This is a genomic window from Roseomonas genomospecies 6 (assembly GCF_008365375.1).
Classification (GTDB): Bacteria; Pseudomonadota; Alphaproteobacteria; order Azospirillales; family Azospirillaceae; genus Azospirillum.
Map to the genome: position 1 here is coordinate 103194 of NZ_QOKW01000002.1, position 26374 is coordinate 129567.

At 68.8% G+C, this 26374-nt stretch carries 23 protein-coding genes; 13 read left to right on the forward strand and 10 right to left on the reverse strand.

From position 1 onward, the window contains the following. Positions 1–120: 120 nt before the first annotated feature. From DS843_RS02905 to pdeM, 6 genes are all read left to right on the forward strand, one after another. Positions 121–1086, forward strand: a complete 966-nt coding sequence (locus tag DS843_RS02905; RefSeq protein ID WP_167525180.1) for an alpha/beta fold hydrolase — start codon at positions 121–123, stop codon at positions 1084–1086. Between the two features lie 151 nt (positions 1087–1237). Then, positions 1238–1573, forward strand: coding sequence for a hypothetical protein (locus tag DS843_RS02910; protein WP_149467405.1), 336 nt, complete (start codon positions 1238–1240; stop codon positions 1571–1573). A gap of 174 nt (positions 1574–1747) precedes the next feature. Beyond that, positions 1748–2074 (forward strand): hypothetical protein, encoded by a 327-nt coding sequence (locus DS843_RS02915; protein WP_149467406.1) that lies wholly within the window; start codon positions 1748–1750, stop codon positions 2072–2074. 2 nt (positions 2075–2076) lie between these two features. Continuing rightward, positions 2077–2916: a class I SAM-dependent methyltransferase gene (locus DS843_RS02920; RefSeq protein WP_149467407.1), complete on the forward strand. Its 840-nt coding sequence runs from the start codon at positions 2077–2079 to the stop codon at positions 2914–2916. A gap of 491 nt (positions 2917–3407) precedes the next feature. Beyond that, the gene (locus DS843_RS02925) at positions 3408–5876 is read left to right on the forward strand and encodes a ligase-associated DNA damage response DEXH box helicase (RefSeq protein WP_149467408.1); all 2469 of its coding nucleotides are present in this window, start codon (positions 3408–3410) and stop codon (positions 5874–5876) included. Positions 5877–5881: 5 nt separating this feature from the next. Continuing rightward, on the forward strand, positions 5882–6565 hold the full coding sequence (gene pdeM / locus DS843_RS02930; RefSeq protein WP_149467409.1) for a ligase-associated DNA damage response endonuclease PdeM: 684 nt from the start codon (positions 5882–5884) through the stop codon (positions 6563–6565). A gap of 106 nt (positions 6566–6671) precedes the next feature. On the opposite strand, the gene DS843_RS02935 is transcribed toward pdeM, so the two are convergent. Beyond that, positions 6672–7163 (reverse strand): fasciclin domain-containing protein, encoded by a 492-nt coding sequence (locus DS843_RS02935; RefSeq protein WP_149467410.1) that lies wholly within the window; start codon positions 7161–7163, stop codon positions 6672–6674. A 301-nt stretch (positions 7164–7464) separates the two neighbouring features. Between DS843_RS02935 and DS843_RS02940 the strand changes: the two genes are divergently transcribed. The 4 genes from DS843_RS02940 (at position 7465) to DS843_RS02955 (ending at position 12832) form a co-directional block, all read left to right on the forward strand. Further along, a complete protein-coding gene (locus DS843_RS02940; protein ID WP_149467411.1) occupies positions 7465–8922 on the forward strand; it encodes a cryptochrome/photolyase family protein in 1458 nt (485 codons plus the stop codon). Positions 8923–9057: 135 nt separating this feature from the next. Then, complete coding sequence (locus DS843_RS02945; RefSeq protein WP_149467412.1) at positions 9058–11091, forward strand: PhoX family protein; 2034 nt, start codon at positions 9058–9060, stop codon at positions 11089–11091. Positions 11092–11207: 116 nt separating this feature from the next. After that, complete coding sequence (locus DS843_RS02950) at positions 11208–11696, forward strand: Fur family transcriptional regulator (protein ID WP_149467413.1); 489 nt, start codon at positions 11208–11210, stop codon at positions 11694–11696. Beyond that, positions 11693–12832: a CobW family GTP-binding protein gene (locus tag DS843_RS02955; RefSeq protein ID WP_408902049.1), complete on the forward strand. Its 1140-nt coding sequence runs from the start codon at positions 11693–11695 to the stop codon at positions 12830–12832. The genes DS843_RS02950 and DS843_RS02955 overlap by 4 nt, the downstream gene beginning before the upstream one ends. 72 nt (positions 12833–12904) lie before the next feature. Here the strand turns inward: DS843_RS02955 and DS843_RS02960 are convergent, their stop codons facing one another. The 9 genes from DS843_RS02960 to pdxH all read right to left on the reverse strand — a co-directional run bounded on the left by DS843_RS02960 (position 12905) and on the right by pdxH (position 22674). Next, positions 12905–14488: a hypothetical protein gene (locus tag DS843_RS02960; protein ID WP_149467415.1), complete on the reverse strand. Its 1584-nt coding sequence runs from the start codon at positions 14486–14488 to the stop codon at positions 12905–12907. Between the two features lie 11 nt (positions 14489–14499). Further along, entirely contained in the window at positions 14500–15516 is a 1017-nt protein-coding gene (locus DS843_RS02965) for a glycosyltransferase (RefSeq protein WP_149467416.1), read from the reverse strand. A gap of 154 nt (positions 15517–15670) precedes the next feature. Continuing rightward, positions 15671–16942, reverse strand: coding sequence for an SLC13 family permease (locus DS843_RS02970; RefSeq protein ID WP_286191907.1), 1272 nt, complete (start codon positions 16940–16942; stop codon positions 15671–15673). Between the two features lie 73 nt (positions 16943–17015). Then, positions 17016–17789 carry an MBL fold metallo-hydrolase gene (locus tag DS843_RS02975; protein ID WP_475849036.1) on the reverse strand — a complete coding sequence of 258 codons (774 nt, stop codon included), beginning with the start codon at positions 17787–17789 and terminating at the stop codon, positions 17016–17018. Between the two features lie 198 nt (positions 17790–17987). After that, positions 17988–18221: a hypothetical protein gene (locus DS843_RS02980; protein ID WP_149467418.1), complete on the reverse strand. Its 234-nt coding sequence runs from the start codon at positions 18219–18221 to the stop codon at positions 17988–17990. Positions 18222–18321: 100 nt separating this feature from the next. Further along, entirely contained in the window at positions 18322–19356 is a 1035-nt protein-coding gene (locus DS843_RS02985) for a methyl-accepting chemotaxis protein (RefSeq protein WP_149467419.1), read from the reverse strand. Positions 19357–19556: 200 nt separating this feature from the next. Beyond that, positions 19557–20948 carry a methyl-accepting chemotaxis protein gene (locus DS843_RS02990; protein WP_149467420.1) on the reverse strand — a complete coding sequence of 464 codons (1392 nt, stop codon included), beginning with the start codon at positions 20946–20948 and terminating at the stop codon, positions 19557–19559. Positions 20949–21109: 161 nt separating this feature from the next. After that, positions 21110–22030 (reverse strand): cation diffusion facilitator family transporter, encoded by a 921-nt coding sequence (locus DS843_RS02995; protein WP_149467421.1) that lies wholly within the window; start codon positions 22028–22030, stop codon positions 21110–21112. A gap of 32 nt (positions 22031–22062) precedes the next feature. Further along, positions 22063–22674, reverse strand: a complete 612-nt coding sequence (pdxH, locus tag DS843_RS03000) for a pyridoxamine 5'-phosphate oxidase (protein ID WP_149467422.1) — start codon at positions 22672–22674, stop codon at positions 22063–22065. A gap of 200 nt (positions 22675–22874) precedes the next feature. Between pdxH and DS843_RS03005 the strand changes: the two genes are divergently transcribed. From DS843_RS03005 to ftsH, 3 genes are all read left to right on the forward strand, one after another. Further along, positions 22875–23330 (forward strand): RT0821/Lpp0805 family surface protein, encoded by a 456-nt coding sequence (locus DS843_RS03005; protein WP_149467423.1) that lies wholly within the window; start codon positions 22875–22877, stop codon positions 23328–23330. 48 nt (positions 23331–23378) lie between these two features. Next, a complete protein-coding gene (locus DS843_RS03010; RefSeq protein ID WP_149467424.1) occupies positions 23379–24347 on the forward strand; it encodes a DnaJ C-terminal domain-containing protein in 969 nt (322 codons plus the stop codon). Positions 24348–24551: 204 nt separating this feature from the next. Then, a complete protein-coding gene (ftsH, locus tag DS843_RS03015) occupies positions 24552–26330 on the forward strand; it encodes an ATP-dependent zinc metalloprotease FtsH (RefSeq protein WP_149467425.1) in 1779 nt (592 codons plus the stop codon). Positions 26331–26374: the final 44 nt, after the last annotated feature.

The window sequence follows — 26374 nt, forward strand, 5'->3', positions numbered from 1 at the left end:
CTCCTGGTGTTGCTCCCCTGTCCCTGCAACCGGAGGAGCCACGACGATGCCCCACCCGACACGCCGCCCCGGCACCTCGACCGCCCGCAACGGGCACGCCCACCACCGGAGGGTCCGCTGATGCGCAGCGGCTTGGCGCTCGCCGCCGGTCTGCTGGCCGGCCTGTGGCTGGACACCAACCGGCGCACCAACCGGGCGGAACGCGACCACCCGCCGACCGGCCATTTCATGGACGTCGACGGCACGCGCCTGCATTACCTCGACCGCGGGCCGAGGAACGGCAAGGCGCGCCCCGTGGTGTTCCTGCACGGAAACGGCACCACCGCCGACGACTGGTCGCTGAGCCTGCTGGACGAGGCGTCCCGGCGCTGGCGTTGCGTCTGCTTCGACCGCCCCGGCCACGGCTACAGCGAAGGGACTCCGCGACGCGACGCCGGTCCCGCCGCACAGGCCGCGCTGCTGCGCGCCGCCACGCGCAAGCTGGGGCTGGAGCGTCCCATCATCGTCGGCCATTCGCTGGCCGGTGCGGTGGCCCTGGCCTGGGCGTTGGAGTTCCCAGAGGAGGTCGGCGGGCTGGTCATCCTGTCGGCCTTCACCCACCCGGTTCCGCGGGCCGATTTCATCCCCCTCATGGGGCCGGCCATTCCCGCGGTTGGGCCGCTGCTCAGCCGCACCGTGCTTCAGCCGGTGGACCGGATGATCCTGCCGGCGCTGATGCGCCGCATCTTCGAGCCGAACCCAGTGCCGCCCGCTTACAACCAACTGCCCCCCGACTTCCTGCTGCGCCCGACGCAGTTGGAGGCGGCGGCGGCCCAGTTGGCCGCTCTGGTCCCCGGCGTGGCGGCGATGGTTTCCCGCTATCCCGAGATCCGCTGCCCGACGACCATCGTCGCGGGCCGGGAGGACCGCATCGTCGATCCGCAGGCCCACGCGGTGCGGCTGCACGGCGCGATCGGCGGATCGACCCTGCATCTTCTGGCGGGGACCGGCCATATGCCGCAGCACGCCCGTCCGGAAGCGGTGATGGCCGCGATCGAACGGGTGGACCGCGCCGTTGCCGCCGAATTGGCCTACGCGGTTACATGAGTCGGCGCCTCTGATTCGGCGACCAGGAATTGCGACTCGAAAAAAACGACTCGCGGCGACTCGGGTGAGCGATGGTTAACAGTTTGGTTACGATCCGAAGGCTAACCTTCGGTCACATCGCACACTTTCAGCGCCTCAAGGATTCCGACCGATGTCCATGGCCGCCGACGTTGATACCATCGAACGCACGTCCATCGTCGCCTACACCCTCCTCAACGAGCTGCACGACGTGCTGGCTCTGCCCAAGGCGCCCGATGACGTGACGCTCGGCATTCTGATGGGGCTGTCCATGTTCATGGACGACAAGGTGGGTCCGATGCGCGCCAAGCGCCTGATGTCGGAGGCGCCGACCATCGTCCTGAAGACGGACGCCCACGTCACCGCCGACCAGATGCAGCGCATCATGCCGGTCCTGCGCGCCTTCGGCGACCACCTGAAGGACATGCGCGCCAAGGCCACCCGTCCGGTGGACGACACGGTCGCCTGATCGGGCGGTTCAACGAACGCTTCATGACGAAAGGCCCGGCCGGCGACGGCTGGGCCTTTTGCCGTTCGGGCGCCCCGTCTTGACCAATCCGGCGATTCGGCGGATGCTCGGCGTTGTCGTCCACCGGAGGTTCGTCGCCGCCGGACCGGACTCAACGCAGGGGCGGCTTCGGCCATGGAATGGCTTTCCGGAGATTGGGTCTGGGCGCTGGCCATCGCGGCCCTTCTCGCGGGCGCCACGATCAGCGTCATCGTCCTGGCCGCCGTCGGCTCGATCCGCCGCAGCGTGAACGAGGGCGGCGCCCGGCAGTCCCAGCAACTCCGCAAGCTGGCGGAAACCGTCGCCACCCTGAACGCCCGGCAGGAAGCCGCCGACCTGCGCATCCGGCACCTGACCGAGGCGAACCGCAAGCTGGCGGAGGACGTCACGGCGCTGGGCGAACGGCTCCGCGACGCGGACTCCGCTCCCCGCATTTCCGGCAGCGCAAGGCTTCTTCATTGATCATGGCCGATTCCTCCTTCTGCTCCATCGACGGCGAGGCGGAGCGCGCCCGCTGGACCGCCAGCGCCGACGCCTGGGACCGCTGGGCCGACCCCATGGCCGATCTGGCGGACAAGCTGAACCAGCCGCTGCTGAACGCCGCCGGGGTGTCGGCGGGCGACCGGGTGCTGGACCTCGCTTCCGGAGCCGGCGAACCGGCGCTGAGCGCGGCGCTCCGCGCCGGGCCGGATGGGCTGGTGGTCGGCAGCGACCTCGTGCCCGGCATGATGGCGGGCGCCCTGCGCCGCGCCTCCGGGATCGCGGACGGGCGCCGCCCCGTCTTCGCCGCCGCCGACATGACCGCCCTGCCCTTCGCCACCGGGACCTTCGACCGGGTGACCTGCCGTTTCGGCATCATGTTCGTTCCCGACGTCGCGGCGGCCCTGGCCGAGCTGCGGCGCGTGCTGCGCCCCGGCGGGCGGGTCGCCTTCATGGTCTGGGGACCGCGCGCCGGCAACGCCCTGTTCGACACGGTGGGCGAGGCAGTTGCCGCCCGTCTGGGCGAGGACCGCAGCCTCGACCCGCTGTTCCGCTTCGCCGCGCCCGGCACCCTGGCGGAGCCGATGCGCGCCACCGGCTTCTCCACCGTCACCGAAACGGACATCACCCCCGTGCGCAAGGCACCCCAGGGCCAGCCCTTCTGGCGCGCCACCCTGGAAATGAGCTTCGGCCACCGCCTGCACGCCCTTACCACGGACCAGCGCGCCGACCTGGACGCCGAGGTGACCCGCCGCTTCGACACGCAGGCCCAGGACGGCACGATCCCCCTGCCCATTCACGTCCGCATCGTGACCGGCGCCTGACCACCCCGCTAGCCATTCCCTCCCCTGCGTTAGCGGGGGAGGGTCAGGGTGGGGGCAAGACGCCGCCCCCCGACGACGCCCCAACCCGACGACGCGCCCAAAAGCCGCAGCCACCCCACCGGGCGACGAACCCGGTTGACCACGTCGAAGCATTCGTTTGGATGTTGCGTGCCGGCGGGCGTCGCCCGTCCGGCATCCGAAAGGAGGTGATGCGCTTGAAAACGTACCTGAAGTGGTTCCGACGCTTCTGGTTCCGGATGAAGTTGGAGTTCGAGGCCGGCTTCAACCAGGACCACGATCGGTAAGAACCAACAGGCGGGGTCGGGAAACCGGCTCCGCCTTCAGGACAACGAAGGCGCATCACCTCCTTGCTCCCGACATTAACACAGCTTCCCAGGCCGTCAAAGAGCGCGACGGAGAGGCTCGTTCTTGCTCCGTTCGACTCTCGTCACTATTCTTCGGGTGTTTCCGAAAAGCGCCCGGCTTCCCCGATGTCATCGCCTCCCTCTCCCCTCCTCCCCGCCAACGTCCAAGGCTGGTTCCGGTCGCGGGGCTGGGCGCCGCACCCGCATCAGCTCGCCATGGTGGAGGCGGCGGCAGCCGGGGATAGCGCCCTGCTGATCGCACCCACCGGCGGCGGCAAGACGCTGGCCGGCTTCCTGCCCTCGCTGATCGATCTGGCGGAGCGCCCGCGCGAGGGGCTGCACACGCTCTACATCTCGCCGCTGAAGGCGCTCGCCGTGGACATCCAGCGCAATCTGGAGGAGCCCGTCGCGGAAATGCGGCTGCCCATCCGCACCGAGACGCGCACCGGCGACACGCCCGAATCCAAGCGGCGGCGGCAGCGGGCGAACCCGCCGCACATCCTGATGACCACGCCGGAAAGTCTGGCGCTGATGATCGCCTACGCCGACGCTGCGGCGATCTTCCGGCACCTGCGCTGCGTCATCGTGGACGAGTTGCACGCTCTGGCCGGGACCAAGCGCGGCGACCTGCTGGCCCTGGGGCTGGCGCGGCTCGCCCGGCTGGCGCCGCAGGCCCGCCGGGTCGGGCTGTCGGCCACGGTGGCGGAGCCGGCGCAACTGCTGGCATGGCTGTCCAAATCGGGACAGGCGGATGGCGGCGACGTGCGGCTTGTCACGGGCCGAGCCGGCGCGTCGGCGGAGGTGGAAATCCTGACGACCCGCGAGCGGCTGCCCTGGTCGGGCCGCATGGCCATGCACGCGCTGAAGGAGGTGTACCAGCGCATCCGCGCCCACCGCACCACCCTGGTCTTCGTCAACACGCGCGCGCAGGCGGAATTGGTCTTCCAGGAACTCTGGCGCCGCAACGACGACAACCTGCCCATCGCGCTCCATCACGGCTCGCTGGCGGCGGAGCAGCGGCGCAAGGTCGAGGCCGCCATGGCGGCGGGCAAGCTGCGGGCGGTGGTGGCGACCTCGTCGCTCGACCTCGGCATCGACTGGGCGGCGGTCGATCTGGTGGTGCAGATCGGCGCGCCGAAGGGGGCGAGCCGGCTGGTCCAGCGCATCGGGCGCGCCAACCACCGGCTGGACGAGCCGAGCCGCGCCCTGCTCGTCCCCGCCAATCGGTTCGAGGTGCTGGAATGCCGCGCCGCCCTGGACGCCGTGGCGGCCATGAGCCTGGACGGCGAGCGCCCCCGTCCCGGCGGGCTGGACGTGCTGGCCCAGCACATGCTCGGCATGGCCTGCGCGGAGCCGTTCCGGCCCGACGACCTGTATGACGAGGTGGTTTGCGCCGCTCCCTACGCCGGGCTGGCGCGGGACGAGTTCGACGACGTGCTGGATTTCGTGGCGACCGGCGGCTACGCGCTCGGCAATTACGAACGCTTCCATCGCCTGAAGCTGCGGGAGGACGGGCGCATGGCGGTGGCCGGGCCGGCGGTCGCGCGGCAGTACCGCATGAATGTCGGCACCATCACGCAGGAGGCCATGCTGCGCGTGCGTCTGAATCGCGGCCCGGTGCTGGGCGAGGTGGAGGAGCATTTCATCCAGGGCCTCACCCCCGGCGACACCTTCGTCTTCGCGGGACAATTGCTGAAGTTCCTCGGCATCCGCGAGATGGAGGCGCAGGTCGCCAAGGGCGGCACCGGGGAGCCGAAGGTCCCGGCCTACGCCGGCGGGCGGCTGCCGCTGACCACCGCTCTGGCCGACCGGGTGCGCGCCATGCTGGCCGACCCGGCGCAATGGCCCGGCCTGCCGGAGGACGTGCAGGAATGGCTGAGGCTTCAGCGCTGGCGCTCCGTCCTGCCGGCGCGCGACGGGCTGCTGGTGGAGAGCTTCCCCAAGGCGGGCAAGCGCTTCCTCGTTGTCTACGCCTTCGAGGGGCGGAACGCGCACCAGACGCTGGGGATGCTGCTGACCCGGCGGATGGAGCGGATGGGCTGCGGCCCGCTGGGCTTCGTCGCCACCGATTATGTGCTGGCGGTCTGGTCGCTGCGCACCCCGAAGGACATGGACGGGCTGTTCGACCAGGACATGCTGGGCGACGATCTGGAAGCCTGGATGGACGAGTCCTCCATGCTGCGGCGGACCTTCCGCAACGTGGCGCTCATCACCGGGGTCATCGACCGCCGCCATCCTGGGCAGGAGAAGTCGGGGCGGCAGGTCACCTTCTCCTCCGACCTGATCTACGACGTGCTGCGCAAGCACGATCCCGGCCATGTGCTGCTGCGCGCCACCCGCGCCGACGCGGCGGGCGGGCTGACCGACGTGCGGCGCCTGTCGGATTTCCTGGAGCGGGTGAAGGGCCGCATCACCCACAAGGACCTGGACCGCATCTCCCCCCTCGCCGTGCCGGTCATCCTGGAGATCGGGCGCGAGCGCGTGGACGGTTCCGCCACCGACGAGCTTCTGGAACAGGCCGCCGCCGATCTGGTGGCGGAGGCGATGCCGGAACTGGACTCGCCCCGTGACGCGCAAGGCCGGCTGACGTTGTGACGTCCATGGAAACGACGATGGTCCTGAGGGGTGCCGAACTGGCTCCCGATCCCTCCGGCGCGCTGATCTGGCCGGCGGAGCGGACTTTGGTGGTCGCCGACCTGCATCTGGAGAAGGGGTCCGCCTTCGCCGCGCGCGGGCGGATGCTGCCGCCCTACGACACGCGGGCGACGCTCGACCGGCTGGCCGGATTGGTGGAGCGGCTGGTGCCGGAGCGGGTGATCTGCCTGGGCGACAGCTTCCATGACCGCCGCGCCGCCGGGCGCATGGAGGCGGGGGACGTGGCGCGGCTGCGCGAGCTGACCGGGCGGGTGACGGACTGGCTGTGGGTCACCGGCAACCACGACCCGGAACCGCCGGAGGGCTTCGGCGGGCGCATCCTGGACGAGTTGACGTTTGGCCCGCTGACCTTCCGGCATGAAGCGGTGCCGGGCGCGGTGGGCGAATTGTCGGGGCATCTGCACCCGGTGGCCGCCGTTCTGGTGCCGGGACGGCGGGTGCGGGAGCGCTGTTTCGCCTTCGACGGGCGGAAGCTGATCCTGCCGGCTTTCGGCGCCTACGCGGGTGGGCTGAACGTTCTGGACCCGGCGGTGTCCGGCCTGCTGGCGGAGCGGTTCGAGGTGCATCTGCTGGCCCGCGGCAAGGTCCACCGTTTCCCGCGCGGCCGCCTCTCGCCCGACAAGGCATAGGAAAAGAAACGCCCGGAGAGTCGGGGGAACTCTCCGGGCGAGTTGTCCTGCCGGAACCGGCGGTAAGACGTCCGGCAGGAGGGACCTCGATCAAAAGGACGGGACGTCAGTTCGGCATGATGACGGTGTCGATGACGTGGATGACGCCATTGGACGCCATGACGTCCGGCTTCACCACCTTCGCGTTGTCCACCATCACGCCGCCCTTCGTCGCGTCGATGTCCACGGTGGTGCCCTGCACGGTCTTCGGCGCCGCCGTCTTGCCGGCGATATCGGCCGAGGTCACCTTGCCCGACACCACATGATAGGTGAGTACGGAGCGGAGCTTCTCGCGGTTCTCCGGCTTCAGAAGATTTTCGACGGTGCCGGCGGGAAGCTTGGCGAACGCCTCGTCGGTCGGGGCGAAGACGGTGAAGGGACCGCCGCTCTTCAGCGTGTCCACGAGGCCGGCGGCCTGGACGGCCTGGACCAGAGTCTTGAACTGGCCCGCCGACACGGCGGTGTCCACGATGTCCGCTGCTTTCGCGGCGGTGGCGGCGGCGAAGGACATCGGCAGGGCCACGGCGGCGGCGGTCAGCAGACGCGACAGGCGAGACATGAGATTCCTCCTTCGATTGGGGCTTGCGAATGGGGCTTGCGAATGGGGCTTGATGGTCTTTTTCCTCCCCCGACCGTGAAACCGGGCCCGTCGGCCGCCGTGCCTCCGGCTCCACGTCGTGGCAGCGAAGGCGGAAATAGCGGCGCCAAAGCCGTGGTCAACAGGAAATCGCCAGAAAAAATTTTTTCCTCCCCGGTGATCCGGAGCAAAGCCCACCGCGTAGCAAGACCCATTGACCGCGGTCGCAGACTGCGGCGTTTTGGCATGCCTGTTTTTCTATCCATATCCTTACAGTGGGCCGATGAAGACCGATCCCGCACCCATTCTCGTCTGGTTCCGAACCGATCTTCGCCTTGCCGACAACCCGGCCCTTATCTCCGCCGTGGAGAGCGGCGCACCCGTCGTTCCGGTGTTCATCCGGGAGGAGGACCGCGACGATCCCTGGTTGCCCGGCGCCGCCTCCCGCTGGTGGCTGCATGGCAGCCTGGAACGGCTGGGCAAGGCGCTGGAGACGCTCGGCTCGCCGCTCGTGCTGCGCAGCGGCGACCCCGCCGCGGTGCTGGAAGCGCTGGTGGAGGAAACCGGCGCCGGAACCGTTCTGTGCAACGAACGCGCCGGTCCCGCCGCCCTCGCCCGCGACCGGCGGGTGGAACAGCGGCTGGCCGCACACGGCGTGACGGTGCGGTTCCACAACGCCGCCCTGCTTTTTGAGCCGGGGACGATCCGCACCAAATCGGGCACGCCCTTCCGCGTGTTCACGCCCTTCTGGAAGGCGTTGCTGGCGATGTCGGAACCGCCCCACCCCACCCGCGCGCCCTCCCGGCTGACGCCCCCGGCCAAACCGGTGCCCGGCGAGTCCCTGGAGGATTGGGGCCTGCTGCCAACTGCACCGGATTGGGCCGGCGGATTGCGGGAGCGCTGGACGCCCGGCGAGGACGCCGCGCGCGAGCGGCTGGCCGATTTCCTGGACGGTCCGGTCGCCGCCTATCCGACGGAGCGCGACCGCCCGGACCATGACGGCACCTCCGCCCTGTCGCCCCACCTCGCCTTCGGAGAAATCGGGCCGCGGCAGGTCTGGCACGCCGCGCGCCACGCCGCCGACCATCGGCCCGAATTGGCCTCCGGCGCCGAATCCTTCCTGCGGGAACTGGGATGGCGGGAGTTCAACCACCATCTGCTGCGCGAGGAGCCCGGCATTCCGGACACCCCGCTGGACCGGCGCTTCGTGCACTTCCGCTGGCGCAAGGACGAGGCGGGGCTGCACGCCTGGCAGCGCGGGCGCACCGGCTATCCCATCGTGGACGCGGGCATGCGGCAGCTCTGGCAGACCGGCTGGATGCACAACCGCGTGCGCATGATCGTCGGGTCCTTCCTCATCAAGGACCTGCTGATTCCCTGGCAGGAGGGAGAGGCGTGGTTCTGGGACACGCTGGTCGATGCCGACATCGCCAACAACGCGGGAAACTGGCAATGGGTGGCCGGCTGCGGCGCCGACGCGGCCCCCTTCTTCCGCGTCTTCAACCCGATCCTCCAGGGCGAGAAGTTCGACCCCAAGGGCGATTACGTCCGGCGCTACGTCCCCGAACTGGCGAAGCTGCCCAGCCGCTGGATTCACAAGCCCTGGCAGGCGCCGGACGATGACCTGCGCCGGGCGGGTGTGAGGATCGGGCACGACTATCCGCGCCCGATCGTGGATCACGGCACCGCCCGAGACCGCGCGCTGGCCGCCTTCGCTGACATCAAGAAGGTGGAGGATTGACCGGAACGGGATCGTGAAGCCCGCCCATGCGTTTTCATTCCGCCTTCATGGGAGTGCAAAGAAACCGTCACAGGCCACGGCTAAGGTGCGCCCGCCCCTATCCAGAACAATCGCGGAAAGAGACGAGGCGCACCGATGGACACCCATGACCTGCCCCAGAAGGGCACCAAGTATCTGACCTTCGAGGGCCGGGAGGACATCGGCTCCAACCCGTCCGATAACCCGACCATGGGCGACGTCATCAACGCCCGCCTCGGGCGACGCGACCTGATGCGGGGCATGCTGACCGGTGCGGCGGTCAGCGCCCTGATCGGCCCGGCGGCCCTGATCTCCTCCACCGGCGAGGCGGAAGCCGCGGCCCCCGGCGCGGTCCGCCCGGCCAAGGCCAGCTTCTCCTTCCAGGAGGTCGCGCACGGCGTGGACGCCACCCACCACGTCGCCGCGGGCTACGACGCCGACATCCTGATCCGCTGGGGCGACCCGGTGCTGCCCGGCGCGCCGGCCTTCGACCCGATGAACCAGTCCGCCGAGGCGCAGTCGAAGCAGTTCGGCTACAACAACGACTTCGTCGGCTATGCCCCGCTGCCGCTGGGCTCCAAGTCGCCGGACCGCGCGCTGCTCTGCGTGAACCACGAATACACCGACGAGGAGGTCATGTTCCCCGGCGTCGGGGTGGAGCAGCAGAAGGATAAGTTCGCCCGCATGACCAAGACGCTGGTGGACATCGAGATGGCCGCCCACGGTGGCACCGTCATCGAGATCCGCAAGGTCAAGGGCAAGTGGGTGACGGACCCCAACTCCAAGTACAACCGCCGCATCACCGGCGAGACGGTCTGCGCCATCACCGGCCCCGCCGCCGGCCACGCCCTGATGAAGACCGGCTACGACCCGACCGGTACGAAGGTCCGCGGCATGCTGAACAACTGCGCCGGCGGCATGACGCCCTGGGGCACCTGGCTGTCGGCGGAAGAGAACTTCAACGGCTATTTCTGGGGCAAGGTCGAGGACACCAACCCGAACGCCAAGGCGCTGAAGCGCTACGGCTTCCCCGGCGAATGGTACAACTGGGGCGTCCATCACGACCGCTTCGACATCGCCAAGGAGCCGAACGAATCCAACCGCTTCGGCTGGATCGTCGAGATCGACCCCTACGATCCGACCTCGACCCCGAAGAAGCGCACGGCGCTCGGCCGCTTCAAGCATGAGGCCTGCCAGATCGCGGTCGGCAAGGACGGAACCGTGGTCGCCTACACCGGCGACGACGAGCGCTTCGACTATGTCTACAAGTTCGTCGCGGCGAAGAAGTACGATCCCAAGAACCGCGCCGCCAACATGGACATCCTGGAGACCGGGACGCTCTATGTGGCGAAGTTCAAGGCCGACGCCTCGGTCGAATGGCTGCCGCTGGTCCATGGCCAGGGCCCGCTGACCGCGGAGAAGGGCTTCCCCGATCAGGCCACCGTCCTGATCAACGCCCGCCTCGCAGCCGACGCGCTGGGCGCCACCAAGATGGACCGGCCCGAGGACATCGAGGTGAACCCGGTGACCGGCAAGGTCTACGTCATGCTCACCAACAACTCCCGCCGCAAGCCGGAGCAGGTGGACGCCACCAACCCGCGCGCCGAGAACAACTGGGGCCACATCGTCGAAATCCTGCCGGAGAACGGCAACCACGCCTCCACCAAGGGCGAGTGGACGATCCTGGTCCGCGGCGGCAACCCGGCGGACGGGAAGGTCGGCGCACAGTTCCACGCCGACACCTCGGCCAACGGCTGGTTCTCCTGCCCCGACAACGCGGCGGTGGACCATCGCGGCCGCCTGTGGATCACCACCGACCAGGGCGAGAACTGGAAGAAGGCGTCCGGCACCGCCGACGGCGTCTGGGCCGTGGAAACCGAAGGCGACCTGCGCGGCCTGTCCAAGATGTTCTACCGCGTGCCGGTGGGTGCGGAGATGTGCGGCCCCTGCTTCACCCCCGACGACCGGACCCTGTTCGTCGCCGTCCAGCACCCGGCCACGGACGGCGTGGACCAGTGGGACGGCTTCAAGGGAAAGCTCTCCTCCTTCGAGGACCCGGCGACCCGCTGGCCCGACTTCAAGCCCAACATGCCGCCGCGCCCGTCGGTGGTCGCCATCACCAAGAAGGACGGCGGCGTGATCGGTCTCTGACCGGACGCAAGTCCGTTCCATAACGAAGCGACACGCCTGAAAGGGCGGCCCCCGCATCCGGGGCCGCCCTTCTTCTTTTCTGGTGTCGGGCTCCCGTGACGTTATAAGATAACGCAATGATCACCGACTCCCAGCCCACCACCGGCCACGACCACGCGCATTGCATCGCCGACGCGCTGATGCGCGCCGACGCCCTGTGCGCGGAGCGCGGCGCGCGGCTGACCGCGCTGCGCCGGCAGGTTCTCGAACTGGTCTGGAGCAGCCACAAGCCACGCGGCGCCTACGCCATCCTGGAAGACCTCAGCCAGCGGGAGGGCAAGTCCGCCGCCCCGCTGACCGTCTACCGCGCGCTGGAATTCCTGGTGGAACAAGGGCTGGTCCACCGCATCGAATCGCTGAACGCCTACATCGGCTGCGCGGCGCCGGGAGCCGTCCATTCCGGGCAGTTCCTGGTGTGCGAGACCTGCGGCAACGCCGCGGAGATCGACGACCCACGCATCCGCAGCGCCATCGGCACCATCGCCGCCGAGCGCGGTTTCCAGGTGAGCCGCCCCACCGTCGAGGTGCGGGGCACATGCACCGACTGCCAGGAGAAGACCCCGTGACCGCCGCCCCCACTCCGGCCGCCCCGCCGCCCCGCCTGCCCGTCTCGGTGCTGACCGGCTTCCTCGGCAGCGGCAAGACCACGCTGCTGCAACGGCTTCTGCACCATCCCGGCATGGCCCGCACCGCCGTGGTCATCAACGAGTTCGGGGAGGTCGGGCTGGACCATCTGCTGGTCGCAAAGGCGTCGGAGAACATGGTCCTGATGGACAGCGGCTGCCTGTGCTGCACCATTCGCGGCGACCTCGTGGACACGCTGCGCGACCTGTTCCTGAAGCGGGTGCGCGGCGACATCCCGGAATTCGACCGGGTGGTGGTGGAGACCACCGGCCTCGCCGACCCGGCCCCGATCATCCACACGCTGATGAGCGACCCGCTGCTGTCCGCCCGCTTCCGCCTGGACGGGGTCATCAGCACGGTGGACGCGGTGCATGGCGCCAGCCAGCTCGACCGCCAGCCGGAAAGCGTGAAGCAGGCCGCCGTCGCCGACCGCATCGTGCTGACCAAGACCGACCTCGCCACGCCGAACACGACGCTCGCCCTGTGCCAGCGCCTGTCGGCCATCAACCCGGCGGCTCCGCAGATCCCCGCCGCCTTCGGCGAGGTGGACCCGAAGCTTCTGTTCGACGCCGGCCTCTACAATCCCGAAACCAAGAGCCCCGACGTGGCCCGCTGGCTTCGGGAGGAGGCGTACCGCGACGAGCACGCCCATCACCACGACCACGACCACGACCATGATCACCACCATCACGACCATGGCGATTCCTGCGGTCCGGACTGCGGGCACGATCACCACCATCACCACGACGCCAACCGGCACGACGACCACATCCGCGCCTTCTGCATGGTGGTGGACGAGCCGATTCCGTGGAACGGCTTCGTGGATTTCATGGAGGCCCTGATCGCCGCCGGCGGGGAAAACCTGCTGCGCATCAAGGGACTTCTGAACGTCAAGGAAAGCCCGCTGCCGGTCGTCGTCCACGGCGTCCAGCACATGTTCCATCCGCCGGTCCAACTTCAGGAATGGCCCGGCGAGGATCACCGCTCCAAGATCGTCTTCATCACCCGCGATCTGGGGGAGGCGGTGATCCAGCCGATGTTCGACCAGTTCGTGCGGGGCGCGGAAGGGACGGGCTGAGGGGCGTCATTGCCCCCACCTATCCTCCCCCGCCCAGCGGCGGAGGGTTAGGGAGGGGGCAACCGTCTCCCCTCACTTCACCTTGTAAAGCTGGAAGTACCGCCCCTCCTGCACCAGCGTCAGATGCTCCGGCACCGGGTTCGCACGGCCCGGTTCGCTGAACAGGACATAGACGTAGCCGAAGCGCCGGGGCCAGTCGGCCCAGTAATGGTTGTCCCTCAGCCCCGGCTGCCGCACCGCGTCGGCGACGTAGCCGATGCGCGGCATGTAGGTGAAATCGCCGTCCAGATCGACATAATCCGGCTTCAGCAACAGCACCTGCTTGCCCGGATGGGTGAAGGCGATGGGCACGAGGCTGGAGCGCTCCATCAGCGCCAGAACCGGCGCGTGGTGAAGGCCGAAGGACAGGGCGCGGTCGTCGGTGAATTGGGTGGCGCGGAAGACCGACTTGCGCAGCGTCTCGTCGGCGTAGGTGGCCAGCACCGTGCTGCCCGGCTCGATCCGCTGCAAGGACTGGCGCACCTCCTCCAGCAGCGGGTCCACCTTGGCAAGCCCGACCCCCGCGTCCGCGCTGCGCAGCAGCGACAGCGCGACCACCACCGCGAGGAAGCCCGCCCGCATGGCGGAGGTTGCCAGTTCCCAGCGCACGAAGCCCAGCGCGACGAAGGCGATGCCGATGGGCAGGCGGCTGTCCGCGAACCAGGACCCGAACAGCACCAGCGGCATCGCCGCATAGACCACCAGCCCCAGCGCGATGGTGATGGCGCCGACGGGATGGAGCCGCAACGCCCCGCTCCACAGCCCCCAGGCGATGCCCAGGCCGACGGCGATCCCCGTCACATAGCCCACCGTGTCGGCGTAGCCGCCGAACAGGAAGTCGAAGCCCATCAGCTTCGCCGTGCCGACCCACAGAACCGCGTCGGCGAAGCCCGAGGACGGGCTCATCAGCAGCAGCGGCGGCACGATCAGGAAGGGCAGCCCGAAGGCCAGGGCGTCCGGTAGAACCCGCCGCGGCTCCCGCCAGCCGCCGCTCTGCCACAGCCGCCAGCCCTCGAAGGCCAGCAGCGTCAACCCGTACAGCCCGAGCGCGAACAGGTGCGAGATGAACAGCAGCAGAACGACGCCCAGCGAGGCCAGCCCGCGCTGCCAGGGCGCCCGCTCCCGCATCGCGATCCAGCCGGCGATTCCCCACAGCGCCAGCCCCAGCCCGAACAGGTAGTTGAACAGGCCCATGTAGGTGGACAGGGTGTAGAGGAACAGCCCGGCGGCCAGCGGCCCCAGTTCCACCCGGCCCCAGACCGCGCGGTAGAGCGCGATGGACCCGGTGACCAGCACCAGATAGCTGGCCGTGACGAACAGCCGGCTGGCCGTGTGCACCCCCACCAGCTTGGCCAGCGGCGGCACGACGATGTCCATCACCAGATTGGGGATGATCGCCCAGCGCACCATGTAGAACTCCGCCAGCGCCGGGTCCTGATCCAGATGGGCCAGGGCGTACATGCGCGTGACGTGGTTGACGTAGTCGCCGAGCGCCGGAATCTCGAACATCCAGACGGGGACCGAAGCCGCCACCAGGATCAGCAGGGCGGCGGGCCAGACGAACCAGGACTCGGCGCGCGACGCCGCCCGCCCGTCGAGGGTGGAATCCCTGAACATGCAGCTTCCTTTCACACGCTTTCCGGGAAGGACCGCTGCGGAGCGGCGGGGGCTGCCGCAGGGACCGACGCCGTGGGGGACGCCTGCAGGTCGTCCGGGTAGCGGTTGCGCAGGCCAGCCCGGTAATGGGTCCAGAATCCGCGCAGCCCCTTCACGTCGGCGCGCCGGTGCAGCAGGTAGTAGAGCGTGTATTTGACCATCATGCGGGCGATGGCCTTCCGCTCATAGGTCGCGTGGATGTAGCCCATGTTGCGGAAGAAATAGGGGGCGCGGTTCTCCGGCATCTCCTCCACCGTGCCCAGCAGGCCGCCGGCCAGCGGGCGCTGGGTGCGCCGGTTGCGCGGGTGGACGTGCAGAGCATGCACCGCCGTTCCGTCGCGCAGCCCGGCGCGGCGGGCGCGCAGCGTGAACTCCCACTCGTCGCCCCAGATGAACATCTCGCGCTTGATGTTGCCGATCCGCTCGAACACGCGGCGGCGCAGAAGGGTGCCGTTGAACAGGGCGATGGCGCCCGGAACGATGCCGTCCTGCGCTGCGGCGGTGAAGGCGTCGGCCTTGGTGAAGCCCTGCAGGGTGAAGGCGAGATCGCCCTGGTCCTCCGCCGCGACCACGGTCGGCCCCACGAGGTCGAGGTCGTGCCGCTCGCCCTGGCGCAGCAGTTCGGCCAGCGCGCCGGGCGCCGGAATGCCGTCGTCGTCGGTGCTCCAGATCCACCGGGCGCCCAGGCTCAACGCCGTGTCGAAGGCGGTGTGATAGGCACCGGCGGACCCGATGTTGGCCTGCCGGACCACCAGAAGCTCCGGCATGGCCGCGCGCTGCTCGGCCAGCCACTCCGCCGTGCCGTCGCTGGAGCCGTTGTCCACCACGACGATGCGGTCGGGGCGCGGCTCCTGCCCGTGGATGGCCGCCAGACAGCCCTTCAGCAGGGCGAGACGGTTGTGGGTGACGACCACCGCGACGACGGGAGTCTCCCAAGGCCGTTCCGGGGCTCCGGCGTCCGGCGTCCGGGGCGTCTGGGCTTCTGACATGCGGCTTCCGTCCTTCGTCTGTGCCTTTTGGGGCGTTGTGCCTTGGGGCAGCGCCTCGACAGGCGGCCACCCCAAGTTTTTTGCTTTGCGAAGAGAGGGCAATGCCCCGGACGGAGAGGGGCGGCACCATTCGCATAGCCCGAAAGGAGAAAAGTCAGTTCAGAGGCATCCAACCCGTGCCCCACAGCCACAAAACGGCGAAGCCCATCGACAGAAGGGTCATCGGGATGCCGCAACGGGCGTGCTCCAGAAAGCCCAGCCGGACGCCCGCCGCCGCCGCCCGCTCAACCACGATGATGTTGGCGAGGCTGCCGGGGATCAGAAGGTTGCCGGCCAGGGTGGACAGCACCGCCAGCCCGTAGAGCGCCCCTTCCGGCGGCGACGGCCAGGCGGAGAGGAGCAGGATCACCGCGGGCACGTTGCCGATGCTGTTGCTGGCCGCCAGCGCGAGCGGGGTCATCACCGCCAGCCGGTCGGGCAGCCAGCCCGCGGCCTCCAGCCCGCCGATGAACTCCGCCGGCAGTCCCGTCAGCTTCAGCGCGTGGTTGATCGCGAACAGGGAGGCGAACAGGACCAGCAGATGCCAGTCCACCATGCCCAGCATCTCCCGCGACGCCAGCCGCCGGCTGACCAGCATCGCCCCGGCGACCAGAAGCACGCCGATCTCGTGCGGCAGGTCGGTGGTGAACAGGCCCAACAGCACCAGGGTCGCCACCACCGCCTTGCCAAGCTGCGCCCGGTCGAGTTCCACCGGCTCCGCCCCGCCCTCCCCCACGGCGCCATTGGCCGGTTCTCCGAAGCGGCCCTTCCAGGCGAACCACACCACGGCGTAGACGCACACCAGACCGGCCAGAGCCGGAACTCCGCACACCGAAAGGAAGCGCCAGAAATCCAGATGCCCCATTTGGCCGATCAGGATGTTCTGCGGGTTGCCGATCACCGTCGCCGCCGACCCGGCGTTCGCCGCTCCGGCCAGGGCGATCAGGTAAGGCCGCGGGTCGAGACCGCGCGCCGCCAGCCCGACGCAGAGCATCGGCGTCATGGCGAAGACCACCACGTCGTTGGCGAGCACCGCCGACAGGCCGCCGCCCACCGCCACCGTCACCGCCAGAAGCCGCGCCGGGGACCGCGCCGCCTGCGCCACCCGCAGGGCGCACCAGTCGTAGAAGCCGCTGGCCGCGTATTGGGCGGACAGCACCATCAGCCCGAACAGGATGAACAGCGTCGGGAAGTCGATGGCCGCCGCCACCTGCCCCGACTCCAGCGCCCCGACGGCGAGCAGCAGGATCGCCGCGACCAGGGCGATGCCCGTCCGGTCGATGCGCAGGCCGGGAAAGCGCCCCAGCGCCATGCCGGCGTAGGTGACGACGAACAGGACGACGACCGTCAGCGTCAAAGGTTGGGCGGTCATGGAAATCGCAGGCATGGATCGGGGATTCGCCGAGGGGAGGGAAAGCCGCCCCTCTATAGCGGTCCAGGGAAGGGTTGGGCCATAAGGATCAGGCCAGAGTGACCGTCATCCCCTCGCGCGCGGCGAAGCAATCCGGGAACGCCGCCTGGGCCGCCGCCTCGATGGCCGTCATGGCCGCGTCGTCGTGGTCGGGGTCGTGATGGAACAGCACCAGCCGCTTCACCCCCGCGGCCCGGGCCAGCCGGACGCCTTCGGTCCAGGTGGAATGCCCCCAGCCGATGCGGTTCCGCCATTCCTCGTCCGTGTAGGTGCTGTCGTAGAGCACGAGGTCGGCGCCGTCGATCAGGTCCAGGATGTTGCGGTCGGGCTGGCCCGGCACATGCTCCGTGTCGGTCACATAGGCGAAGGACTTGCCCATATGCTCGATGCGGTAGCCGGTGGCGCCGTCCGGGTGGTTCAGAAGCGCCGTGCGGACCCGCACCCCCTCGCCCAGCGCGAAACGGTCGCCCGCCGTGATTTCGTCGAAGACGATGTTGCTTCCCATGGTGCGCATCGGCACGGGGAACAGGGGACGTTCCATCTGCCGGGCCATGGCCGCCTCGATGCCGGGATTTCCCTTCAGATGGCCGGAGACGATGCGCAGGTGGAAACCCTTGCCGTAGGCCGGGGCGAAGAAGGGAAAGCCGCAGATGTGGTCCAGATGGGTGTGGCTCATCAGCAGGGTGGCCTCGGTGGCGCCCTCCTTCAGCAGGCGCTTGCCGAGCATGCGGATGCCTGTGCCGGCGTCGATGACGATGCGTTGGCCGCCGGCCTGAACCTCCACGCAGCTCGTGTTGCCGCCGAAGCCCATGTGGGACGGCAACGGGCAAGGGACCGTGCCCCGAACTCCCCAGAACGTCACCGAAAAGCCCATGCCGACCTCGGAACCACCGATCCGGCCCCGGCGAACGGAGACCGTTAAAACGGCATTTTATCATGGTTTTCGATTTACGCGGTGACGACCGTCACAGCACCGCCGGCTCCAAAGAGGGAGGACACCCCCTTCCGGTGGAGTCCGCCGTCAACTGGTCCACAGAATGTTCTCGATGAAGCGCTCGCAGGACCGGCGGTGGAAACAGCCGGTGCAGCCGGAGTCCGGACAGTCCAGCCCGGCCTTCAGCACGGTCAGACCATCCACCAGCCTGTCCTTCGTGGCCTGATCGATGACGTCCGCCACCAACACGTCGCGGATCGCCTCCGCGACGAGGTCGTCTTCCTGTTCCGGTACGGTCACGATTTGCCTGAGAGCCTGCATGCGCATCACCTTTTCCGTGGTTCAACTGCACCACAGAGGTGTTTCGCCAACATTTCAGGCGGCACCCCCAAAAGAAACGAATTGCTGCAATCCGAGACGTCTATCCGCAACCGCCGACCGAATCCTGGACGATCACTCCGAACCAGCCGAGTCCCTTGTAGGTTTCATAGCCCGGAGTCACGGCGAAGCCGACCACATGCCCCTTGTCGTCCAGATAGCTGCCGTGCCCGTGCCCGCCGGTGCGCAGCGGAAAGTTTTCCGTCAGCACGCCCTGCCGGTCGGACGCGGCGATCACCCGGTGGCGGCTGTCCACCAGAAGACAGCGGGTCCGCGGCCGCTCGTCGTCGGTCAAGCGGACGGAATCGACCACCCCCTGGGATTGGGACTGCCAATCGAAGAAGATTCCCAGCACGCCGATGACGGCCCCGTCCTCCTCCCCGCCCGCGCGGATGGCCGTGGCGTAGGTGGCGACGGTGGCGCGGTCCAACTGCTCGTTGGTGCCGATGTCGGCCACCGCGAAATCGGCGCCGCTGCGGGTCGCCATGGCCTCGCGGAACCAGGATTCGGACGCGACGGAACTGCCGACGGGCCGGCGGTAGCGGTCGGGCCGGCCGTTCGCCAGCACCACGCCCTTCGCATCGACGACCCAGAGGTCGAGATAGACGGTGTAGGCTCCCAGGATGACGCCCAGCCGTTGCGCGGCGTGGCGGCGGTTGGCCTCGGACGGATCGGCGGCGCATTCCACCACCGCGCTGTCCGTCGCCCACCAGCGCACATCGCAGGAGCGCTCGTACAGATTGCGGTCGATGATGTCGATCATGTTGAGCGCCAGATCGGCGAGCCGCCCGCCCCGCAACTGGGACACCAGACCTTTGCCGAGCGTGTTCAGCTCGTCCGTCTGGACCGCCATCTGGGAGCGCAGTTCCTGGCCGATGCCGGTGATCCGCTCCGAAATGGCTTTCACCTCCTGGGCCACCACGGCGAAGCCCCGTCCGGCCTCCCCGGCGCGCATGGCTTCGATCAGGGCGTTGAGCGCCAGGATCTTGGTCGTGTTCGTAACGGCCTGGATCTCGTCCATCTTGCGTGTGGCAAGGTCGGACACGGCGCGCGACAACGCCACGATACGTTCGGGCATGAACATCACCTCCAAAGACGATCGGTGACGACTCCCCCAAGGATGGCCGAGCGAACATTCGTCGGCTCAATAAATCATCCGCAACCCACCCGAAACGCATTCAATGCAAACAATCACAAAATCGCAACACGGAAAGGCGACGGGACATGCGCCGCCCCTGCGGCGCAATGTCATCCCCCGGTATGCGGGTGCGAGGTGTTTCAGACCTTGTAGGCCAGACGCAGGCCGCCCCAATGGCGTCCGCGCACGGTGATCGGCGCCGACACGTCCTTCATCAGGGTGTATTTGCCGCCGCCCATGTCGCGGCGGTAGGTCTGGAGAAGGAAGGGCTTCGTGTTGCGCCCGGCGGACAGACCGACGCGGTCGTTGAAGATGCGCCGGTTGCGGCAATTGGCCGCGTTCCACACCGGGTCCGCCCCCTGTGGCTGACTGAACTTCCGGTTGTGGGTCGGCAGGTATCCGTTGGAATCGACCGCCACGCAGAAGACGATGCGCTCGTTCTGGCCCAGCAGCGACTCCTGGACGCCCGGCAGCACGCGGTCGCAGAACTGCGTGAAGCGGGTCATGTGCTGCTGCGGGTTGGAGCCCGGAATGGGCTGGTAACTGTTGTCGAACAGGTCGCCCTCCCCGACCTCGCCGCGCGACAGCGCCTCCTCGAAATCGGCGGAGATGCGCGACGCGGCGTCGCGGACCAGACGGATGAAGGGCGTGTCCACCGTCTCCACGTCCAGTTCGGCGGTGATGCCGATCAGCCGCTCGCTCATGCCGACCAGCGTGTTCACGCGGTCGCGCGCCTGGGCGAGGTTGTCGCTGGACAACTGGACGCCGACCGCGAGGTCGTCGATTTCGTGCTGCAATTCCTCGCAGTTCGAGCCGATCTCGGAGGAGGCCGCGTCGATCTTGTCCGTCTCGCCGTTCAGCTCCGTCATGGCCCGGCCGACCGTCTCGATCACCGCGCCGATGGCGGTGGTGCCCTCGCTCACCGCGCGGGCTTTGCCGGCGCTGGCCGCGCTTTCGGTCATCAGGCGCTGCGCCTGATCGTTCAGGTACTTCAGCGTGGCGTCGATTTCCGTCGTCGCCTCGCTGGTCTTCTTGGACAGCGCCTTCACCTCGTTCGCCACCACGGCGAAGCCGCGCCCGGCGTCGCCCGCGCGGGCCGCCTCGATGGTGGCGTTCAACGCCAGGAGGTTGGTCTGTTTGGCGATGACGAAGATTTCCTTGGCGACCCGCCCCACGCGGTCCAGTGCCTCCTGAAGCCCCGCGATCTGCCCTTCCATGCCGCCCACCGCGGCGACGAGGGCGTGGATGTCGGCCATGGAGCGCTGCACGCGGTCATGGGAGGATTCGACCTCCTGACGGGCCTGTTCGGTCACGGAACGCGCCACGGTGGCGGCGGCGGAGATGCGCTGCGTGCTCTCCGACATCTTGTTCCCGGTGCCGCGCAACTGCGCGAACACGTTGGCCTGATGTCCGAGGCGGCCGTTGACCTCCTCCACATGCCCGGCGATGTCGGCGATCTCGATCCCGAGGTTGCCCGCTTCGGTGGCAATGTCCGCGATCAGATGAGAGCGGCCGCCGAACGCACTGTCCATTTTCCCGCCATCCGTTTCACAAGAATGCGCAAGGCGCTAAAATCCAATGCAATTATTACCGAACCCTTACAGGAGCGCAACGGAGTAAGGGACATTCCGCGGTTCGGGCGCCCATCTATTGCGCAATTGCAATGCCCTCTCAATCAAAAGGGGAGCAGGATTCACCCCTCACCACCGCTTGCGATGCGCCGGTCCAGCCGCTCGTCCTGAAGCCCGGCGGGTTCCTGATGGATCAACACCTCGGCGCCGGGAACGGCGTCGCGCAGGCTGGCCTCCACCCGGTCGGCGATGTCGTGCGCCCGGGCCACCGACAGATTGGGGTCCAGTTCCAGGTGGAGTTCGATGAAGGCCCCGATGCCGGAACTGCGGGTGCGCAGATCGTGCATCCCGGCCACGTCCGGTTGCGCCCTCACCAGCGCCTCGATGCGCGCCCGCTCCTCCGCCGGCAGTTCGCGGTCCATCAGCACGTTCAGCGCCTCCCGCGCCACGTTGCGGGCGCCGTAGAGCAGGAAGGCCGCGATGCCCAGCCCGAACAGCGGGTCGAAGGCGCTGATCCCGGTCCAGCCGGTCAGCAGGATCGCCAGGATGACCGCCGCGTTCATCAGCAGGTCGCCCGCGTAATGCAGGCGATCGGCCCCCACGGCGACGGAACCGGTGGCCTTCACCACATGGCGCTGGAAGGTGATCAGACCGGCGGTCAGCAGGATCGACAGCAGCATCACGGCGATGCCGACGGCCCCCTCGCCCACCGGCTGCGGGCTGACGAGTCGGCGCACCGCCTCGATGGTCAGGAACAGGGCGGAGCCGCCGATGAAGGCGGCCTGGGCCAGCGCTGCCAGCGCCTCGGCCTTGCCGTGGCCGAAGCGGTGCGCAGCGTCCGGCGGGCGCAGCGCCGTCCGCACCCCCAGCAGCGTCACCACCGAGGCCAGCATGTCCGTGCTGGAGTCGATCAGCGACGACAGGATGCTGACCGAGTCGGTCACCATGTAGGCCACCAGTTTCGCCAGGATCAGCGTCAGGGAAACGGAGACGCTGGCGTAGGTGGCGTAGCGACGCAGCCGGTGCAGATGCGACTCGCTCATGAGCGCCTTCTTATGTTCGTGACGCCCGTTTTCTAAGGGTAAAGCCGCTCCGTCGTCCAGCGCGCCGGTTCGCTGGCCGCGGGGTCGCCCTCGCGCAGGTACAGGGTCCGCTCGTGCAGGCGGAAGGGGCGGTCCTGCCAGAACTCGATTCGCCGTGGCAGGATGCGGAATCCGGTCCAGTGCGGCGGACGGGGAACGGCCCCCAGCCCGAACTTCGCGGCGAACTGGGCCACGCGCGTCTCCAACTCCCACCGTCCTTCGAGCGGACGCGACTGCTGCGACGCCCAGGCGCCGATGCGGCTTTCCCGCGGACGGCTGTCGAAATAGGCGTCGGCCTCGGCGTCGGAGACCTGCTCCACCGCGCCCTCCACGCGGACCTGACGCCTCAGCGTCTTCCAGTGGAAGCACAGCGCGGCGTTGGCGTTGGCCAGAAGCTGCTCGCCCTTGCGGCTTTCCGTGTTGGTGTAGAAGACGAATCCGCGCGGATCGATGCCCTTCAGAAGGACCATGCGGACCGACGGCACCCCCTGCGCGTCCGCGGTGGCGAGCGCCATGGCGTTGGGATCGTTGATTTCGCTGCGGCTGGCCTCGTCCATCCAGTCCTGGAACAGGGCGTACGGGTCCCGGTCGTTGGATTCGCTCATCTTCCCCTCGTTGCGCAGCCGTCGGTGCGGCGTTTCGGCGCGGTATCGTCTCCGGGCCGGGCCGGGTCGGCACTGGTCACAGCGCCGACCCATTTCACGAATATGCCCAATTCACAGATATGATAGCCTCGCATATATGAGTGTCCACCGGTGCGCCAGAAGCAAGGCACGCCGGCTCCCAACCTTTCGAGGCAGCATCGATGTTCGTGAAGAAGCTCGTCCCGGCGGCGATGGCGGTCGCCCTGCTCGCGGGTTGCACCAGCACCACCAAGGAAGCCACCAAGAACGCGGAGACGGTCGGTGGCACGATCTCGTCCAAATACGGCAACGCGTCGGGCAAGGTCGCGTCGTCGGGGACCGGCCCGCTGCTGGGCGCCTTCATCGGCGGCGCCGCCATCGACCCGTCCGACGCCGCCGCCGCGGAAACCGCCGCCAAGCGCGCCTATGCCGCCCCGGTCGGCGATCAGGTGGGCTGGACCAACCCCACGACGGGCCATTACGGCTCGCTGGTCACGACCCGCGAGGGTTACAACAACGCCGGTCAGTATTGCCGGGAGTTCCAGCAGTCGGTAACCACGAAGAGCAAGACCGAATTGGCCTACGGAACCGCTTGCAAACAGGGCGACGGTACGTGGAAGATCGTCGCCAATTCGTAACGCCTTATCCCCGGGCTTCGGGGTGGAAGAACTCTGGCCATACAAAGCATGCGTGACCCTTATCAAATCCTCGGCCTCAGCCGGTCCGCGGGCGCCGACGACATCAAGAAGGCGTATCGCAAGCTCGCCAAGGAACACCACCCGGACCTGACGCCCGGCAACGCCGCGAACGAGGAGCGCTTCAAGGAGATCTCGGCGGCCTACACGCTGCTGTCGGATGCCGAGAAGCGCGCCCGCTTCGACCGGGGCGAGATCGACGCCTCGGGCCAGGAACGGCATGGCTTCGGCGGCCGCTCCCGCGCCAACGCCGGGCGCAGCCGCGCCTACAGCGGGGCCGGCGGTGGGGCCGGCGACGATTCCTTCTTCGGCGGCGAGGACTGGTTCTCCGACCTGTTCGGCGGCGGGCGCAAGCGCGGCGGAGCGGCGGGCGGTGCCGGGGCGTCCGGCGGAGGGGCGTCCGGCGGCGGGTCCCGCTCGCGCGGGAGCGACATCAACTACTCGGTCTCCGTGCCCTTCGTCGAGGCGGCGCAGGGCACCAAGCGGCGCATCAGCCTGTCCAACGGCAAGAGCATCGACGTCACCGTCCCGCCGGGGACGGAGGATCAGGCGAAGCTGCGGCTGAAGGGCCAGGGGCTTCCCGGCGCCGGCGGCTTCGGGGCCGGCGACGCCATCGTCGAGGTCCATGTCGAGGCCCACCCCTTCTTCACCCGCCAGGGTGCCGACATCCATGTCGAGGTGCCGATCACCCTGAACGAGGCGGTTCTGGGCTCCACCATCCGGGTTCCCACCGTCAGCGGCCCGGTCGCGCTGAAGATCCCGCCGGGGACCAACACCGGCTCCACCCTGCGCCTGCGCGGCAAGGGCGTGATGAATCAGGCGACCAAGCAGGCCGGCGACCAGTATGTGAAGCTGAAGGTCGTCCTCCCCGACCCGCCCGACGCGGAGCTGGTCAAGTTCGTGGAGGAATGGGCCAGGACGCGCAGCTACGACGTGCGCAAGAAGGCCGGCCTGGAGTAACGCCGGTCCCCTCCCCTGCGAGAGCGGGGGAGGGTCAGGGAGGGGGCACGGTCACACCCCATGAACGGCGCCCGCCGTTAACCATCTCCTCACTTGTATGTCAAAGAAAAGTCCTGGACCGAATGCGGTTGATGCGGGACGGCGGCGTCCTCATCAATGATGGCGATGTGCCGGAAACGGCTTTCGCTGCTTTCGTAGGACGCCATGCCGCCGATCCCGAAAAAATATCTGACCGCCCTCGCCGTTATTGCTGCGCTTCTGCTTGGCTGGTTCGCCTTCGCGGCCTGGACCGACTACACGCGCGACGGCGCGGAGGAGACCGCGACCTACAGCGACTTGGTGGCGGCGGCGGAACGGGGGGACATCGCCTCGGTCACCTTCCGCGGCGACGGGGCGCACGCCGTCACGCCGGACGGCCAGCGGCTGCGGGCCGTCGTTCCGGTCACCGACGACCTGCTGAAGGAACTGCGCGGGCGCAAGATCGCCATCGCTTTCGAGGAGGCGGGCGGCGGGCTGGTCTCCGGCACCGTCTCCGTTCTGGAGAAGCTGGCTCCCTTCCTGGTCATCGGCCTGCTGATCGGCGCGCTCCTTCTCAGCGGCGGGCAGTTCCTGGGCGGCAACCGCGCCACCCGCGTGCGCCCGAGCGACACCGGAACCGTCTTCGCCGACGTGGCCGGGGTGGACGAGGCCAAGGAGGAGCTTCGCGAAACCGTCGAGTTCCTGCGCGACCCGCGCCGCTTCGCCATGGCCGGCGCCCGCGTGCCCAAGGGCATCCTTCTGGTCGGCCCGCCGGGCACCGGCAAGACCATGCTGGCGAAGGCCGCGGCGGGCGAGGCCGGGGTGCCCTTCTTCACCGTTTCCGGCTCCGACTTCGTGGAGATGTTCGTCGGTCTCGGCGCGGCGCGGGTGCGCGGCGTCTTCAAGACCGCGCGGGCCAGCGCTCCCTGCCTGCTCTTCATCGACGAGGTGGACGCGCTCGCCGGCAAGCGCGGCGAATCCAACTCCCATTCGGAGCGGGAGCAGACGCTGAACCAGCTTCTGGTGGAGATGGACGGCATCGTGGACGGCGGCGAGGTGGTCGTCATCGCCGCCACCAACCGCGCGGAAATGCTGGACCCCGCCGTGCTCCGTCCGGGCCGTTTCGACCGCCACATTCATGTCGGGCTGCCCGACGTGGCCGGGCGCGAGGCCATCCTGGGAGTCCATACGGGCCGGCTGCGGCTCGCCCCCGACGTCTGCGTCCGCACGGTCGCGCGGGGCACGCCCGGCTTCTCCGGCGCGGAACTGGCGAACCTCACCAACGAGGCTGCCCTGTCCGCCGCGCGCAACGGGCGGGTCATCGTCGGCATGGCCGATTTCGAGGCGGCGAAGGACCGCGTCCTGATGGGCTGCGAGCGTCGCAGCCTCGCCCTGTCCGACCATGAGCGGCGCCTGACCGCCTATCACGAGGCCGGCCACGCGCTGGTCTCCATCCGCTGCCCGGAGGCCGATCCCATCCACAAGGCCACCATCATCCCGCGGGGCCGCGCGCTGGGCATGGTGGTGCGGCTGCCCGAAGGCGACCGCGTGTCGGTGTCGCGCGCCAAGCTGCAGGCCGATATCGCCGTCGCCATGGCCGGGCGCGCGGCGGAGGACTTGGTCTTCGGCCCCGATTCCGTCACCACCGGGGCGGAGGCCGATTTCCGCGCCGCCACCGACCTCGCCCGCCGGATGGTCACCGCCTGGGGCATGAGCGAGGCCATCGGCTATGTCGCCCATGCCGGCAACGACCCCGCCGTGGTGCGGTCCGAGCGCACCGCCTGGCGGATCGACGAGGAGGTCCGCCGCATCACCGACGAGGGGATGGAGCGCGCCCGCCGCATCCTGGCCGCCGACCGCGCCTCGCTGGAGCGGATCACAGCCGCCCTGCTGGAGCGCGAGACGCTGAGCGGCGAGGAGATCGGCGATCTGGCCGCGGTGGAACGGGAAACGGAAGCGGCGTGATGTCGAAATTCCTGATCCGAAAGGCACGACATTCGTTGCTGCAA

Coding starts and splice junctions, on each gene's coding strand:
- DS843_RS02915 (WP_149467406.1), top strand. CDS start 1,748: ATGGAATGGCTTTCCGGAGATTGGGTCTGGGCGCTGGCCATCGCGGCC.
- DS843_RS02950 (WP_149467413.1), top strand. CDS start 11,208: ATGATCACCGACTCCCAGCCCACCACCGGCCACGACCACGCGCATTGC.
- pdeM (WP_149467409.1), top strand. CDS start 5,882: ATGGAAACGACGATGGTCCTGAGGGGTGCCGAACTGGCTCCCGATCCC.
- DS843_RS02925 (WP_149467408.1), top strand. CDS start 3,408: ATGTCATCGCCTCCCTCTCCCCTCCTCCCCGCCAACGTCCAAGGCTGG.
- DS843_RS02965 (WP_149467416.1), bottom strand. CDS start 15,516: ATGTCAGAAGCCCAGACGCCCCGGACGCCGGACGCCGGAGCCCCGGAA.
- DS843_RS02995 (WP_149467421.1), bottom strand. CDS start 22,030: ATGAGCGAGTCGCATCTGCACCGGCTGCGTCGCTACGCCACCTACGCC.
- DS843_RS02910 (WP_149467405.1), top strand. CDS start 1,238: ATGTCCATGGCCGCCGACGTTGATACCATCGAACGCACGTCCATCGTC.
- pdxH (WP_149467422.1), bottom strand. CDS start 22,674: ATGAGCGAATCCAACGACCGGGACCCGTACGCCCTGTTCCAGGACTGG.
- DS843_RS02970 (WP_286191907.1), bottom strand. CDS start 16,942: ATGCCTGCGATTTCCATGACCGCCCAACCTTTGACGCTGACGGTCGTC.
- DS843_RS02905 (WP_167525180.1), top strand. CDS start 121: ATGCGCAGCGGCTTGGCGCTCGCCGCCGGTCTGCTGGCCGGCCTGTGG.
- DS843_RS02945 (WP_149467412.1), top strand. CDS start 9,058: ATGGACACCCATGACCTGCCCCAGAAGGGCACCAAGTATCTGACCTTC.
- DS843_RS02920 (WP_149467407.1), top strand. CDS start 2,077: ATGGCCGATTCCTCCTTCTGCTCCATCGACGGCGAGGCGGAGCGCGCC.
- DS843_RS02940 (WP_149467411.1), top strand. CDS start 7,465: ATGAAGACCGATCCCGCACCCATTCTCGTCTGGTTCCGAACCGATCTT.
- DS843_RS02990 (WP_149467420.1), bottom strand. CDS start 20,948: ATGGACAGTGCGTTCGGCGGCCGCTCTCATCTGATCGCGGACATTGCC.
- DS843_RS03010 (WP_149467424.1), top strand. CDS start 23,379: ATGCGTGACCCTTATCAAATCCTCGGCCTCAGCCGGTCCGCGGGCGCC.
- DS843_RS02935 (WP_149467410.1), bottom strand. CDS start 7,163: ATGTCTCGCCTGTCGCGTCTGCTGACCGCCGCCGCCGTGGCCCTGCCG.
- DS843_RS03005 (WP_149467423.1), top strand. CDS start 22,875: ATGTTCGTGAAGAAGCTCGTCCCGGCGGCGATGGCGGTCGCCCTGCTC.
- DS843_RS02960 (WP_149467415.1), bottom strand. CDS start 14,488: ATGTTCAGGGATTCCACCCTCGACGGGCGGGCGGCGTCGCGCGCCGAG.
- DS843_RS02985 (WP_149467419.1), bottom strand. CDS start 19,356: ATGCCCGAACGTATCGTGGCGTTGTCGCGCGCCGTGTCCGACCTTGCC.
- ftsH (WP_149467425.1), top strand. CDS start 24,552: ATGCCGCCGATCCCGAAAAAATATCTGACCGCCCTCGCCGTTATTGCT.
- DS843_RS02980 (WP_149467418.1), bottom strand. CDS start 18,221: ATGCAGGCTCTCAGGCAAATCGTGACCGTACCGGAACAGGAAGACGAC.